The organism is Ruegeria sp. HKCCD7255, assembly GCF_013031565.1.
Taxonomy (GTDB): Bacteria; Pseudomonadota; Alphaproteobacteria; order Rhodobacterales; family Rhodobacteraceae; genus Ruegeria.
In genome coordinates this window covers 150,707-165,602 of record NZ_WQAG01000002.1, presented here as the reverse complement: position 1 = coordinate 165,602, position 14,896 = coordinate 150,707, and the positions used below count along the sequence as shown (strand labels likewise).

Sequence of the window (14,896 nt, the reverse complement as noted above, 5' to 3'; positions counted from 1 at the left end):
ACCTGGCCTATTTCAACTGACTGTCTTTCGACCCGCGCCGATTGATGCCGCCGCGCGTTTTGAAACTGCTGTCTCGATCCTGCTGACAATCGAGGCACAGCTTTACACCAGGCAGCGCTTGCCTGCGTTTTTCTGAGATCGGTTCTTCGCATTCGGCGCAATGGGTCAGGCTTTCGCCCACAGGTCGCTTTTGAGCCTGCATGCGCGCAAGCTCATCGCTGATTGAGGCCTCGATCTGTTCGCTTACCGCACCATCACGTGCCCAGCCACCAGCCATGATCCCTCTCCTGATTGGGTGGGCAACAGGTTAGCCCTGCGCCCGCCCTATTGGCAAGATCGGGTCAGAGCGTTTCGGAGTTGGCAAACACCTGATCGATCATGGCCTGGGTCCCGCGCGAAAACTCCAACGGGCACGGATAGTCGACCCTGTCGCGCACCGACCGGCAAAAGGCCTCGACCTGCAGCTTGTAGTGATCATCGCCGGGGAACCGGGTGATTTGCACTTCCAGGCCTGGACAATGCAGTTCAACCCGAGCCTCACCAAAGACGCGGGCATTGAACGGGGCGGTCAGGCGGATCACCCCGCCCTCTCCATGGAACTCCATCCATTGATTAGGATGCAGCCGGGTGGAGACATAGCTGGAATACGTAAACCCGGGGAAGCGTGCGTTGATCTCGGTAAAGACGTCGACGCCGTTTTCCCACCGGATCTGAGAGCGCACGGTCTCGGGCTCTTGCCCGGTGACAAAGCGCGTGGACCCGATCACATAGACCCCGATATCACGCAGCCCGCCGCCGCCGGTTTCGGCGCGGTTGCGGATATTTGTCGTGTCTTCACGATTGTCGAACGAAAACGCGCCATTGACGTGCACCAGCTTACCGATCGCACCATCCTGCACCAGTTTGCGGGCCAGTTGCCATTGCGGGTGATGTACGATCATATAGGCTTCGGCCGCCAACAGGCCGGTCTCATCACGCATCGCGATCAACTGGTCGAACTCTTCGGCCCGCATCGTCATCGGCTTTTCGCACAGCACATGCTTGCCTGCTTGCAGCGCCTTCAAACTCCATTCCACGTGCAAATGGTTGGGCAACGGGACATAAACCGCATCAATCTGCGGGTCGGCAAGCAGCGCGTCATAGCTGTCATGAACGTTCAGATCCGGGCAGAACTCTTGAAACGGAGCCGCCTTGGCCTGATCGGATGTGGCAAGTGCCGCAAGGCGGGCACCGTTTGCTGCGTGGATGGCAGGTCCCATGTACTGACGCGCAAATTTTGCGGCCCCCAGAATGCCCCACTGAACCGGTTTCTGCATCTTTCTCCTCCCACGACCTGTTAGCGCCACCAACTTGGTCACCCCTATCACCGCGCAACCGGCCTGTCATGTCACTGATCGCAAATACCAAACAAAAAGACCGGCCGCATGGACCGGTCTTTTACAAGCTTTGGGTTGGTCAGTGCTGACCCAGCATTCCCTTTTCGCGAGCCAATTCGCGCATCTTTTTCTGCAGTTTTTCAAACGCGCGCACTTCGATCTGTCGAATGCGTTCGCGGCTGACATTGTATTGCGTGCTCAGCTCTTCCAGAGTGACGGCCTGATCCATCAGACGGCGCTGGGTCAGAATGTCTTTTTCCCGGTCATTCAGGACGTCAAGCGCTGCGGTCAACAGCTCGCGCCGCGCTTCCAGCTCGTCGCGGGCCTCATAATCCCCGGCCTGGTCGGCATCTTCGTCTTCCAGCCAATCCTGCCATTGCATCGTGCCTTCGCCTTCAGAGCCAACCGTGGCGTTCAACGAGGCATCGCCACCAGACATTCGACGGTTCATGCTGATCACCTCTTCTTCGGTGACCCCCAAATCGGTGGCGATCTTGGCTACGTTGTCGGGGTGCAAATCGCCTTCTTCCAACGCGCCAATCCGGGCTTTGGCCTTGCGCAGGTTGAAAAACAGTTTTTTCTGCGCCGAGGTGGTGCCAAGTTTCACCAAAGACCATGACCGCAGGATATACTCCTGGATCGAGGCGCGAATCCACCACATGGCGTAGGTCGCCAGACGGAAGCCTTTTTCGGGGTCAAAGCGTTTGACCGCCTGCATCAGGCCCACATTCGCCTCCGAGATCACTTCGGCCTGTGGCAAGCCATAACCGCGATAGCCCATGGCAATCTTGGCCGCCAAGCGCAGATGCGACGTGACCATCTTATGGGCGGCCGCCGTGTCTTGTTCCTCAACCCAACGCTTGGCCAGCATGTATTCCTCTTCCGGCTCAAGCAGCGGGAATTTGCGGATTTCCTGCATATAGCGGTTCAGACCGCCTTCAGGCGTTGGTGCGGGAAGATTTTTGTAATTTGACATGTGTTACTGCCCCCTGGACATATGTTTAAGCCCTTAACATGGGATATGGGAACCGATACCGGATCATTCAAGAGGATCTGCTAGCAGTTTGAAATTAACGGTTGATAAAGGAAAGCTAAGATTTTCGAAATCACCGTGTTTTGCGGTTTGTGTCATTGCCCGCGCAACTGCGTCAGCATACCGGCCATATCCATGGGCAATTCAGCCTCGAACCGCAGCAATTCACCGGAAATCGGGTGTTCGAACCCCAAAACCGCTGCGTGCAGCGCCTGTCGCGGAAAATCGCGCACAGCCTGGGCTGTTGCCGCGTCAAAGGCCCGGGTCGGCAGTTTTCGCTTGCCGCCATAGACCGGATCGCCCACCAGACCGTGGCCTGCATGGGCCATGTGAACCCGGATCTGATGGGTCCTGCCGGTTTCCAACCAGCACTCGATCAGAGCGATTGAGGCCGGATCGCCAAAGCTTTCAACGACCCGAGCGCGGGTGACTGCGTGACGGCCGCCGTGAAACAGAACCGCCTGTTTTTGCCGGTCGGTCTTGTGCCGCGCCAGCTGCGTGGTCAGGCGCAGGATGTTGCCGGGCTCGAAACTGACCCCTTTGACCCCGCGCAGGCGCGGGTCGCCTGCGTCCGGCACACCATAGCATAGCGCGCGGTAATAACGCTCAACGCTGTGCGCCTCGAACTGTGCAGCAAGCCCGTGATGCGCGGTATCTGATTTGGCGACTACCAGCAGACCGCTGGTTTCCTTGTCGATCCGATGCACGATCCCGGGACGCTTTACCCCGCCCACACCCGACAGGTCCGATCCGCAATGGTGCAGCAGCGCGTTCACCAATGTCCCGCTGGGTGAGCCTGGCGCAGGATGCACCACCATGCCAGCAGGTTTGTTGATCACAATCACATCGGTGTCTTCGTAGATGACATCAAGCGGGATATCTTCGGGGCCGATATGGCTGTCTTCGGCCTCGGCCAATGTGATTGCCACATGCGCGCCCTCGATGGGTTTGGCCTTTGGGTCTTTGACCACGGACCCGTCCACCTGTACCGCCCCCTCTTCGATCAGGCGCGCTAGCCGCGTGCGCGACAAGGCGGCGCTGTCTGGAACATCCCGCGAAAGCGCCTTATCAAGGCGAGGCGGCGGCGCAGCCGCGATGTGAAACTTTATCAGGCGGGTGCCCATGACTGTCCCTTCCGACCCTCAGGAACCGCAGGAAACGCCTCAGCTGCGATTGCTGCGGCGAATGGTCATGCTGTTGACCGCGGTGATGATTGGCGGGGTTCTAGTGACCTTTGCGTTGATTGTCATCCGCTTATCGGGTCGCACCCCCACCCTGCCCGAACAGATCGAATTGCCCGATGGCGCCAAGGCCCAGGCCGTCACCATCGGCAACAATTGGTATGCGGTCGTGACCGATGACAGCCGCATTCTGATCTTTGACAAGACAACCGGGCGGCTGCGGCAAGAGATCCCGGTAGAATAAGCCTGCGATCAGCCTGTCAGCGCCAGCCGGAACACGATCTCAGAGGCGCGACGCAGCGCCTCTGTCTCTTCCGGGGTATCACGCCGGAACTGAGTGGCGGCTTCATCCAGTTCGGTCGGGGCGAACAACGTCGCACGCTCAGGAAAAAACTCGGTTTGAAACTCTGCATCATGTTCGGCCAGATACCCGTCCAGCCATTCGCGTTCCGAGGACTCAAGCACATCATGGCGACGATAAAGCGTCGGATCTTCCAACACGCTGCGCCGCAACTGACGGCTTTTCTGCCGTCCCATAGCCCGGCTGACGATCCCGAACGCTTCGCTGGCGGGGCGTGACAAAGACGGATTTGAAGGGCTGTCGGTGGACAGCGTGTCGGGGATCGGAACCGATATTCGGGTCAGAAAGTCGTCAATGACATTGCCGTTCACCATCTCGGCCCGATCATAGAGCATGGGCACAACCTCAACATCAGGAAACGCAGTCCGAACGCGGTGCGCTGCACCGGTGAACGTATAGGTCTGAGGCGCGTCCGCGATGGCTTTCAAACGCTGCCGGATATAGGCTGTCCCACCTGGCGCCAAACGCCCGTTTTTAGCGCGCTGCTTGTAATCGGCCTCGAAGAAATCCGAGTATCTGCGACAGTAAAACGTCACCCGCATTTCATCTTTGGGAATGTCCGCAAAGATGCGCGCCAACTCGGTCATATCGACCGAATAGAACATCTCGGACGAAACCAGACAGGTGCCTTCGCGATACTGGGTGTATTCCCCCGCCATCGCTTCTTTTATTTCCGCCACCGCTTCGCCGCTGCCGTTGAGGTCAAAGGCAATCATGTTGTGACTAATTTTCGGACGGCGATCGCTCTCGCGCTTGCGACCTGCATGCATGTATCGCAGCCCGCCCTGGCTTAGCGCCTTTTCGTTGCCTCGGATGAACCCCTGCAACGCCGTGGTGCCGGTTTTGGGCATGCCTATATGAAGCCATAACATCGCTTTTCCTCAGTCACATCAGCGGCGTGGCCCCTTAAGGGGCCGCCGCCGGATCCCCCAGCATCTGCCGCATCAGATCCTGCATGTCGGGCACCTGCCGCAGCTCGGCGATTTTCTCGCGATGCAGCGCGCAACAGGCCTTGTGCAGTCGCGCCGTTTCGGGATCGGACATCAACGCGTCGAACCGGGCCTGCTTGCGCGGCGCAATGGCGTCGATCGAGCGGTCCTCGACAAAGTTGCGGTTCATGATGTTCCAGTATTCCAGACCCAGGCTTTCCCCCAGATGATGCGCCCGCCCGCGCATCTTTTTCACCAGATAACTTTCACAGGATTTCAGCGCATAATGGTTCAGCTGCACAAGCTCATACCCAACCGAGTCGCGCGCCGATCGCCAACTGGCCTCGTAATAGCGGTCGGGCATCAGCTGACCCGATCCGTTATACCAATGGCAGTCTTCCATCGTTTCAACGGTTGGGCGCTTGGGGCGGTGCACACCGATGGCATCCCAAAGCTCGCGCTTAAACAGCGTCTTGAACCCCCAGGCTTGAGACGGCCTTGGGCTGAACTCTTTCGCCGCCATGCGGAACTGATCCGACAGAAACCCGTCCTGATATTCCACGACGCCCGCATTGCCGAACAAGCGCCAGGTCATCGAGATTGTCTTGGCCTTTGGAATGGCTTGTGTCAGCGCCCGCAGCGTGTTGTCGCCGGTCTTGACGTTGATCAGTTCATCCGCGTCGATCACGACCACCCAATCCTGCGGGCGGGCGTATTCGCGTTTGAGAAAGGTTCTATAAGCGCGCTTCTGCGGGCTGGTTGGGCGGCTAGAGTTGTTGTCCACATGGATCAAGACCCCCCTCTCGTCCAAACGGTTTAACAGCGCATCGGTGCCATCGGTGCAGTCATTGGTCATAACAACCATCTGATCAATGCCTACAGCCTGATTATGGGCCACCCATTCCAGCACAAACGGGCCCTCGTTCTTCATCGGTGTCACACTGACAAAACGCGTATCCTGTTCCGACGTCACTGCTTGCCCCTTTTGCCGCTTGACTGCATGACGCAGCCGCGCGGCGCACATTTATTGGTTTTCCAAAGCCTAGGCGCTTTGGCGGTTCCAACCAAGACCAAAGCCCCACCCTGAACAAGGTATTTTGGTGGCCTCCGAGACATCAGGCTGCAACACGTTTCAATTGGTTCGCAAAACGTTTGTAGGGTGGACACAGGGAATGTGCTTTTTCGAGGAAGATGCGCGCTTTGTCCTTGTTGCCCCGACGCAGATATATCTGCCCGGCCATGCCTTGCAGCGCGGCGGTGCTCTTGTCCAGCCGAGCGGCCTGAAGGATTTGCCGCTGGCCCATATCCTCTGCCCCGATTTGCTCAAGCATTTGCCCCATCGCAAAGATAAGAAACGGGTTTTCGGGATCGCAGGCCAAACCATCAGCCATCGCCTGACGGGCTAACCTTTGATCTCCGTCCTTTAGATAAAGCTCTGCCAAACGTTTGTGAGTAAGCGCATGTTCGGGCATATTCCGCGCAAGCTGGCGCAACCGGTCGATTGCCTGCATTGGTGACAGCAGGTCCATATGGCAGTGCAAAAAGGTTTGCGCGGTTTGATAGCGCGGATCATCCTTGGGAAAATCCGTTGCTTCAACCAATCCGCGCTCGAGCGCTTGCAAACGCCCCTGATTGGCAAGCAAACGCCGCGCCTTTTGATCCAATGCCAGGCTACCCCAATCGAGCAAGATGAGATCGAAGTTACAGGGCTGACGTGCAAGCACTTTCTGCTGAACCAAATAGAGGTTGTTGAAAGGCGCAAAGCGGCGCTGACGCAACTGCCGTTGCAGCGCCCAATCGACCGGAGGCAACGCTCGGAAGGCAATCTGATCCCGGTACAGCATTCTTGATCCAAAGACGACCACATCAGGGCGCATGGGCTTTGCCCAAAAGGCTTGTGCAAAGCACAAGGTCGCCCCCCACCGCTTTTTCTGTGCGCCCAGCACAGCCGCCAACAGGGCCGTAAGAACCGCATGGTCTTCGGGCCAGATATCGGGGTTCTGCAATCCTTGCCGCGCTAACGCCTCGCCTTCGGCCCATTTCCCCAGATACAGGCAGTTCAGCGCCTGCAACAGCGGCAAAAACGCATTATCGGAACCCGCCTCCAATATCGGTTTGGCATGGTCAAATGCCTCTTGGCAGCGATCTTCGGCAATAAGGTACTGCACCGCCTTGGCATAGACATGCGCCGCCTCGGACGTGTTCAGAAACGCCTCGGGCCCCCGGGCGCAGCGCGCGATCACTTTGGCTCGGGCCTGCTCAAGTTCTGAGGGGCTTAGAACATCTCGAAACACTTTGCGCTGATGGCCCGAGATGCGCGCAGCCGCCATGGAAAAGGCCGAGATATAGGGTGCGATCACCTCATCCGCGCGGGACATGGTGTAAAGCTCGATAAAGTCGCGTTTGGCCCGCGACAGTTGGGACAGATCGGCAATGTCGGACATCTGCATCAGATCCGGGTACCGCTCTTTGAACCGTTTAATCAGTTCGGGTTGATCGGAAAACATGATGGCTGGACGGCCCGGATGCGTGTCCAGATGCGCTTCATATAGCTCCTCGGGCTCGATCTTGGCGGGCCATGTCGTGTGCTTCCAGGGCAAGCCGTTCAGGATATCCCCGCGCCGGATGTGATAGGCCGAGACCCCTTCTCCAGACAAAGCAGCATCCGCCTTGTCCATAATGGCGCGCAACTCGGGGGTGAAACCGATTTGATGGATAAAAGCACGGTAGCGCGGGCGAATGGCCTCGATATCTTCCCAGGGAAACGACAGAACCTCGAAGCCTTCCTCAACCAAAACAGAACGTCCCTCGGCAAGATGGGCCAGCAAACGATCGGGGGTTTCGTCGTTGAGGAAGGACCAGATCGGCAGCGCCGTCTGAGTTCGCGCATCAAAAGTGGCACTGTCCAGAAACTGCGCTTTCATCCAGTCTTCGCTGAACAATTCCGATGGGTTTTCAAGCTCGGGAGCGTCGCTGCCTTTTGGAAACCAGTTGACGCGATAATCTGTGTCGAAATCTTCGGCCAGGCGGATGCATGTCAGCATCATCAGCAGTCGCGCGCCCAACCGGTCTTTGCGTTGTCCGATAAAGACGCCCCGGTTGCGGCTCATGCGTCATCCCCATCCGGGCCTGCCGCCGTAGCTGCACGACGCAATTGCCGAAACCGTTGGCGCGCGCTGCGGACAAGCTGCGGGTGCCGCTCTTGCCCTGCCGCCTCGATCCCCCGCATGTACCAGGGCAAGGTCCTGCGCGCGCGGATCAGGCGGTAATACTCTGCCTCTTCCAATGTCGCGTCCATCGCGCCCAGCATGACCGGCTTCAACATATCCAGCTTTCGCAGCATTGGTGCCGCAAAATGGTTGGAAAACCAGGTCTTCAATAGCACCGTATTGGCGCCCTGCAGCCGCGCCGCATGCATCCGGTCCAGCTCGAAAAACGGATCATAAAAGACATAAGCCCGGCCCGCCTGCTCCAATGTCTTGGCCCCATCACCAAGCGGTAAATCCCAATCCTGCACCCGCCCGAAACGATACCGCGTTTCCCAAGGCACCAAACGCTCGTCCAGAGTGGTTTGCGGATTGAACGCAATCACAGTCGATCCGGGCACGAGTGCGGAAAAGGTCAGCGCTCCAAACCCGCCCATCGATGCGCCTGCAAAAACCACCTGATCAAACCGCGCGAAAAACCCCGAATCTGCCTTGGCCTGCATGAATGACAGGATCTCGGGATCCCGGAACCAGGCTTTGGTGCGGGCAAAGACCCCCAGATGGGACCAGCCGATATCGCGAAAGAACTTCCACCCCCAGGGCTCACGCGCAAAGGACAGGTCGTTGACATTGGCAATATTGTCAAAGCTGACCACCAACCGCCGTTTGTCGCGGTGATGAAACAAGATCGAATGCCGGTCGAGTTTCTCGAAAGCGCCGCGCCCTGAACCGCCGGGATAAAGCTCGACAAACCAGGGCGGCGGCGGGTCGGTCAGGATCCGCTCATATCCTGTCTTACGTTCGGGATGGTCAGGTTGGCTCTGGTCCTTGGGCAGGTCTTCATCCATGGCGGTCACACCAGATTGTCGGCCAGCCAGGACCGGAACTCGACCCAATCCGGGCGTGTCTTGATCTCGGAGATCTTGGCGCGATGCCAGTCACAGGCCTGCGCGTGCAACCGGCTCAGCTCCGCATCCGCCTTGAACTCGGCCAGCATGGGCGCGGCCCGTTCCGCCAAGGGCATAATCGAGCTGTCGCTGATCTTGTTGGCATTCATATCCTGCCAATAGGATTGCCCCTGGTCGACCTTGATATGATTGGTGCGCCCGCGATCGCGCTTGATCAGAAACCCTTCCAGCGACCGCACCGAGTAGTGATGGATGCGCCCAAAGCTATGTTCAAAATTCCGCCAGGCCCGCCAGCCCACATCGCTTGCTGGATAAAGATTTCCACCGGCATCCGACCAGGCAATCTGCTGCGCGCCCTCTTCATCAAACCCTTTTGGACGATGTGGCCCAAAACGGGTAAATTTGCCGTTGTTGCGGAACAAGGTCTTGAGCCCGTAAGCCCGGCCCGAGTGATAGGGAAACTCTTTATCCCCCAGCGAAAACGCCTGCGTGACCGGCCTGTCTTCGAAGCTCACATTGCCTGAGCTGCCAAACAGCCGCCAGGCAAACGAGATCGCATCGACCTGCTGCCCTGCTTTCTGTTCTACAGCTTCGATCAACCCGCCAAAGCTGTTGTCGGCGCAGCGGATATTCCAGAACTCATCCACATCCAGACACAGCAGCCAATCGGCCCGTTTCACCCATTTCTGCCGCCGCGCCCGCCGCAGCATCTGGTGCTGCGGGTTGCCCCCCTCACCCACGGCGTTGTCCACATGGGTGGCCACACCCAACGCCTGCAGGCGCCGCGCGATCTCATCGGTGCCGTCCTCGCAGTCATTGGTGAAAATCACGAAGTGGTCGACGCCCAAAGACCGATGATACGCGACCCATTCCAGCATATAGGGGCCTTCATTCTTCATCGTGGTGAATACAGTAATGGTCTGGGACATGTGCTTTGGTCTGGTTTGCTCTTGAGCCCTTTCTTACACAAGCCCAAGCCAACCCGCGACACCGATCTGCGCATTGTCTGGAAGATGTTGCACTGAGGTGTGTGAAAACGGCGAAACTGAATAGACGTGGCACATGCGCCCTGATATGTCACATTGCCTCTTTAAAGCGCACGGGTGCAGACCTTGAACTCAAGCGCCCGCCGACTGAGGCGAACAACTCCTTCAGATCGTAGGATTTCTTCAAGCCCACCGCGCTGTTCTGCGATGACGTCTTGCCTGGGCACGTCGTAGTCCAAAAGGCGACCGTAATTGTTATCATGAAGCAAGCGATGGTGTCTGGCACTACGTCGGCCCAGATGAATAGAGCATCCTATCCCAGTGCATGATTCAATCTGTCAGTTTGGGTTTTGCAGGCAAAGCTGTTAACAAACTTGCCTTTAGAGCCCCGCCTTAACGCCCCACCTAGCAAACTCTCTAAGCCGCGCCTCACGCCCACCATAAGTATTCTCAGCAACCGATTGAGCGGAATGCCCTGGATACGCTTCCCATCTGATTGCCGGTCCTTTCCCAATACCAATGCTGCCCGATCCGAATAGGACCGTGAAACCATCACTGCCAACATGAAGCGGACCTTAGCCGCACGGTTCCTCAAGATTTTCTGGGCGGACAAAGCAGACATTGGAAGATTGCTCTCGCGACCCACTAGTCAACTATTGCCGGAGTTCATCTTGCGATAGTCAGAGGGAGTCAGTCCCGTCACCTTCCTAAATGCGCGGCTGAAATTATTTGCGGTTTCATATCCTAGCATGGAGGAGATACTGGAGACTGTCTCGCGCGTATCTGTGAGTAGTTCCTCGGCCCTTGCTACCCTGACATCGTTGACGATTTCGCGAAAACGAACCCCTTCGCTTGCTAACTTCCGTTGTAGTGTGCGAACGCCAAGATCAAGCGAACGCGCGGTGGCATCAATCGACATTTCCTCCCGATGAAGTTGTTGCCAAACCACTTCCTCGACTTGTCCTCTAAGTGTTTGAGGTGGGCCGCCCAATCGTTCGCGAGAAATATCTCCGACGGTTGTCGAGCCGCCGGTAAGTTTTTTGGGCGTGGTTTCGGCTCGCAAAGCCGATGCATCAAACTCAACCCCAAGCCGGGAGGCGTTCCAGATTACAGGACAAGCGTAGGTGTCTTCTGCCTCGACAAATCCAGGAACCTTCGGGAAGTCCAAGAGCACGGCAGATGGCTTCCAGTCGCTTCCTAAATACGCGCGGAATATGCTCAGAAAAACCCCAACGGCCGAGAAACCGATGTCCGGATACGCGAAATGCGAGCGAAGTCCAAAACGATAACAGTAGCGCGCGCTTGTGCCCGAAGTTTCAAGCCACGCGCGATCCGTGGACGAATGAAATGGCATAACGGCAGAAGCTCGTATTAGCGCTGCCCCAAGCGTTGGAGCAGAAAGAACGTAACTCCCCCAGGCGCCGTAGTCAGCGACAGTGAGATACGGTGACCACAACAATCCGATGTTTTGTTGTCCCGTGGATCGTGCGGCTTCGTGCACAAAGGTCGCCAAGGCATGCTCCGAGATGTAACCGCCTCTTTCCTCAATGAAGTGAACAGGAAGATCGGCAGAGTCAAAAGCACGCAACAAGCGTCTTTCCCCAGCGGCCTCAAGCACAAACTGGGGCATCGCGCCCAAGGCCTTGGCCGAAATCATCGGTGGTAGGTTCAATCCGTCAACCCGCTTGTTCGCCCGCGTGTCGTGAAATGATACGCATCGGCTGAACGGATGTGCAAGCTTTCCCTAAACAGCAGGGAGCATTGCAATATGAAAATACTTCGGCCATTGCACGGCGGTTTTTCGATGCATTTTTTGGGAATGGTGCTCGGCGCAGGTATTTCTGCTTCACCAGTTTTATCCCAGTCCTTCAACGACACGGGCGACATCCTTGCACGATCAGCCGAGGTCGAGGACATCGAGTACAAGATCATGGTGCAGCGTGCCACCCAGACGGCCATCTGGGGAATGCCTGCCGCCGGTATGATCGATTTCCTAAAAGGCATTCGTCGCGACCTCGGTGGCGACTACAATGACATCATTTATCTCAACAAGCCGTTCGACTCCAAACATGGGTTTCTTACGGCCAACGATGTTACGGCCTATGCTTGGGCTTCAATGACCTCCGAACCCGGCCCCCTTGTCATTGAAGTGCCCGCTGCCACCGACAAGGTGAACTACTTCGGTACAATCGTAAATGCCTGGGATGTTCCGATTGTGGACGTTGGTCCCGACGGTTTCGATGAAGGTGCCGGCGGCAAGTACCTTATGCTACCCCCAGGCTACGAAGGGGATATGTCGCTGGAGGAATTAACTGAAGCGGGATACCTTCCCTTTGAAACAGATACCTACGAATATGGGTTTTCGTTCCGGCCAAAACTGACGAATGGCGGAACGGACGCCGATGCGGCCGACTACGCTCAAACGATCAAAGTGTACTACCTGTCTGAGGCTGACAATCCACCACCCAACAACTATCTCGAAGCGTCAGAAGTGCCGTACGACTCGCTTCCATACTACAACGAGACCTTCTTTCAGGACTTGAACGATTACGTTCAAAACAACCCGGTAAGACCACAAGACAAGGTCATGGTAAATTTCCTGAAGGATCTCGGGATCGAAAAGGGAAAACCTTTCGAGCCATCGGAAATTCAGATGCAAGCAATGAATGAGGGTTTGTTGTTGGCGTATGCCTCAATGCAGAACTACTTTGTAACGCCCGGCAAAGCGATGATTCCGCTCTGGGTCAACGATAGCGGCGAGATGAAAAGCCAGTGGCTGATATGGGACTTTGCCGAAGGTCAACCCGAGGCAGGTTTCCCGTATGAAACTGAGACCGAAGTCCTTGTGGATGCGCGTGCGGGCGGAAGCTACTTCTGGATCACGTACCTGCCGAAACAACTCGGTGGCGGAACCTTTTACCTGACGGGCCTTCGCGACAGCGACGGCGAAATGTACGACCACAATCAGACTTACAGACTTAACGTGCCAGCAGACACACCTGCCGACGATTTCTGGTCCGTGATTGTCTATTCGATGGAGACCAAGAGCTTCATCCGGAACGTTGATCCAGTGGGCCTGTCCGAGCGCGACACTGATGCGATGCAAGCCAATGAAGACGGTTCTTACGACATCTTTTTTGGACCAGAGGCACCGGAAGGGATGGAAAGCAACTGGATACCAACGACTGAGCCGTACTTCCTTTTGTTCCGTCTATATGGTCCGCAAGACGGATGGCTGGAGAGTGGCTGGATGCTGGGCGATCTAGAAAAAGTAAACTGATCAAAACAAACAGAAATTCCCAATGGAGCGAACAATGAAAACAACGTCGTTAGCTGTGCTGACTGCCCTGGTACTCGCATCGCAATCTCCAGCCCAAGAGTACAAGGCTGAAGTTCCGGATAGCATAATCGTACCGGATCAGGTGGAGACACGATTTGGAACGTTGGAGTATTTTGACGGCTTGCCGACGCCGGATACAGCTAAGCTGTCGTATAACGCATTAAATTTCATGCGTGGCATGCAGGTATTCATGGATGGAATGCCTGCAGCCTCAACATATGCAATGTGTCACGGGCTCGAAGAGGGCGCTGGCGTTGATCCGATGAAGATCGGGATCTTTGAAGACCTGTATAACGCCCGTTCGCTTCTTCTCACGCCGAACACCACGACAATCTACATTCTTAACTGTACGGACCTGTCCGAAGGGCCAGTGGTTTACGACGTGCCGCCGGGCATGCTGGGGTTCGTGAACGATGCCTATATGCGTTATGTCACTGACATCGGGAACGCTGGGCCTGACGCTGGCGAGGGTGGGAAGTTCTTGATCGTTCCGCCCGACTATGAAGGTGAGTTGCCGGACGACGGTTACTATATTGTGAAGCCGCCAAGCTATCGGAACTGGTTTCTGTTGCGTGCGTTTTATGGGGAAGACGGCGTTGGAGCCGCAGTGGATCGTGTGAAGGAAACTCTTCGTGTTTATCGGTGGGAAGACCGCGACGCGCCGCCCGATCAGGAATTTGTGAACCTGACTGATCTTCAGTTCAACACGATACACGCCAATGACTTTTCCTTCTTTGAAGAGATGAAGGCCGTTGTAGACAGCGAAGCGGAAGGAGCACTTCCCGATGAATTGATGGGAGCAATGTTCTCGCTGGGTATTCGGAAAGGTGAACCATTTGAACCCGATGACGAACTGAGGCTGCTGCTCACAGAGGCAGTCGCATTGGGCACGGCGGCGGCTAAGTCGTTGAACTTTGCTCCTCGCTCGCGTGCGCCATTCTACTATGACGAAGGGTATTGGAAGACGGCGTTCGTGGGTGGCAATCATGAGTTCCAGGCGGGGGACGTGAAAATCCTCGATGCGCGGACCCTGTTCCACTACTACGCGACTGGCATTACGCCTGCCATGGTTGCACAAAAGGTTGGTGTCGGGTCGCAATATGCGCTGGCAAACCGGGACAGTGACGGGAACTACTTCGATGGGAGCAACACCTATTCCGTCACCATCCCGCCAAATCCGCCCGCGCAGGATTACTGGTCTTTCGTCGTTTACGACACCCAAACCCGTTCACTGCTCGAAACTGATCAGAAACTCGCAGGGGTCGACAGCAACCAAGCTACATTGGAAGCGAATGAAGACGGAAGTTACACTGTCTGGTTCGCGCCTGAAGCGCCTGAAGGCAAAGAGGGCAACTGGATACAGACGATGCCGGGCAAATCTTGGTCGACCGTATTGCGATTGTATGGCCCTCTCGAGCCTTGGTTCGACGGATCGTGGCGCCCGGGCGAGATCGAACTTATGGAGTGATAGACTGTCAATTTGGCGCCGATGCAGTTCGCTATCGAGAAAGAGAATTCGTGCCATGTGAGTGCGCAACCCGAACAACGCGACAACAGCCAGGGGAGGGCGGCAACT

General features: G+C 56.6%; 13 protein-coding genes. 3 read left to right on the top strand and 10 right to left on the bottom strand.

The annotated features are described in order from the left end of the window. Positions 1-7 precede the first annotated feature (7 nt). The 4 genes from GOX45_RS04570 to GOX45_RS04555 form a co-directional block, all read right to left on the bottom strand. Positions 8-277, bottom strand: a complete 270-nt coding sequence (locus GOX45_RS04570; RefSeq protein WP_171098460.1) for a DksA/TraR family C4-type zinc finger protein — start codon at positions 275-277, stop codon at positions 8-10. 64 nt (positions 278-341) lie between these two features. After that, positions 342-1,316 (bottom strand): Gfo/Idh/MocA family protein, encoded by a 975-nt coding sequence (locus tag GOX45_RS04565; RefSeq protein ID WP_171098458.1) that lies wholly within the window; start codon positions 1,314-1,316, stop codon positions 342-344. A gap of 139 nt (positions 1,317-1,455) precedes the next feature. Continuing rightward, entirely contained in the window at positions 1,456-2,352 is an 897-nt protein-coding gene (rpoH, locus tag GOX45_RS04560) for an RNA polymerase sigma factor RpoH (protein WP_171098456.1), read from the bottom strand. 152 nt (positions 2,353-2,504) lie between these two features. Beyond that, entirely contained in the window at positions 2,505-3,533 is a 1,029-nt protein-coding gene (locus GOX45_RS04555) for an RluA family pseudouridine synthase (protein ID WP_171098455.1), read from the bottom strand. Here GOX45_RS04555 and GOX45_RS04550 point away from each other — a divergent pair. Beyond that, complete coding sequence (locus tag GOX45_RS04550; RefSeq protein WP_171098453.1) at positions 3,532-3,834, top strand: DUF6476 family protein; 303 nt, start codon at positions 3,532-3,534, stop codon at positions 3,832-3,834. The two genes, GOX45_RS04555 and GOX45_RS04550, sit on opposite strands and share 2 nt — an antisense overlap. A gap of 8 nt (positions 3,835-3,842) precedes the next feature. Here GOX45_RS04550 and GOX45_RS04545 read toward each other — a convergent pair whose 3' ends face one another. From GOX45_RS04545 to GOX45_RS04520, 6 genes are all read right to left on the bottom strand, one after another. After that, positions 3,843-4,823 carry a hypothetical protein gene (locus GOX45_RS04545; protein ID WP_171098451.1) on the bottom strand — a complete coding sequence of 327 codons (981 nt, stop codon included), beginning with the start codon at positions 4,821-4,823 and terminating at the stop codon, positions 3,843-3,845. Positions 4,824-4,857: 34 nt separating this feature from the next. Continuing rightward, on the bottom strand, positions 4,858-5,853 hold the full coding sequence (locus tag GOX45_RS04540) for a glycosyltransferase family 2 protein (protein WP_371808951.1): 996 nt from the start codon (positions 5,851-5,853) through the stop codon (positions 4,858-4,860). 142 nt (positions 5,854-5,995) lie between these two features. Further along, positions 5,996-7,990: a hypothetical protein gene (locus tag GOX45_RS04535; protein ID WP_171098449.1), complete on the bottom strand. Its 1,995-nt coding sequence runs from the start codon at positions 7,988-7,990 to the stop codon at positions 5,996-5,998. Further along, positions 7,987-8,934: a hypothetical protein gene (locus GOX45_RS04530; protein ID WP_171098448.1), complete on the bottom strand. Its 948-nt coding sequence runs from the start codon at positions 8,932-8,934 to the stop codon at positions 7,987-7,989. The genes GOX45_RS04535 and GOX45_RS04530 overlap by 4 nt, the downstream gene beginning before the upstream one ends. 5 nt (positions 8,935-8,939) lie before the next feature. Beyond that, positions 8,940-9,923: a glycosyltransferase family 2 protein gene (locus tag GOX45_RS04525; protein ID WP_171098446.1), complete on the bottom strand. Its 984-nt coding sequence runs from the start codon at positions 9,921-9,923 to the stop codon at positions 8,940-8,942. A gap of 706 nt (positions 9,924-10,629) precedes the next feature. Further along, positions 10,630-11,637, bottom strand: coding sequence for an AraC family transcriptional regulator (locus tag GOX45_RS04520; protein WP_171098444.1), 1,008 nt, complete (start codon positions 11,635-11,637; stop codon positions 10,630-10,632). Positions 11,638-11,748: 111 nt separating this feature from the next. Between GOX45_RS04520 and GOX45_RS04515 the strand changes: the two genes are divergently transcribed. Together GOX45_RS04515 and GOX45_RS04510 are read left to right on the top strand one after the other, a co-directional pair. Then, positions 11,749-13,260, top strand: coding sequence for a DUF1214 domain-containing protein (locus tag GOX45_RS04515; RefSeq protein WP_217350277.1), 1,512 nt, complete (start codon positions 11,749-11,751; stop codon positions 13,258-13,260). Between the two features lie 34 nt (positions 13,261-13,294). After that, entirely contained in the window at positions 13,295-14,788 is a 1,494-nt protein-coding gene (locus GOX45_RS04510; RefSeq protein WP_170532676.1) for a DUF1254 domain-containing protein, read from the top strand. Positions 14,789-14,896: the final 108 nt, after the last annotated feature.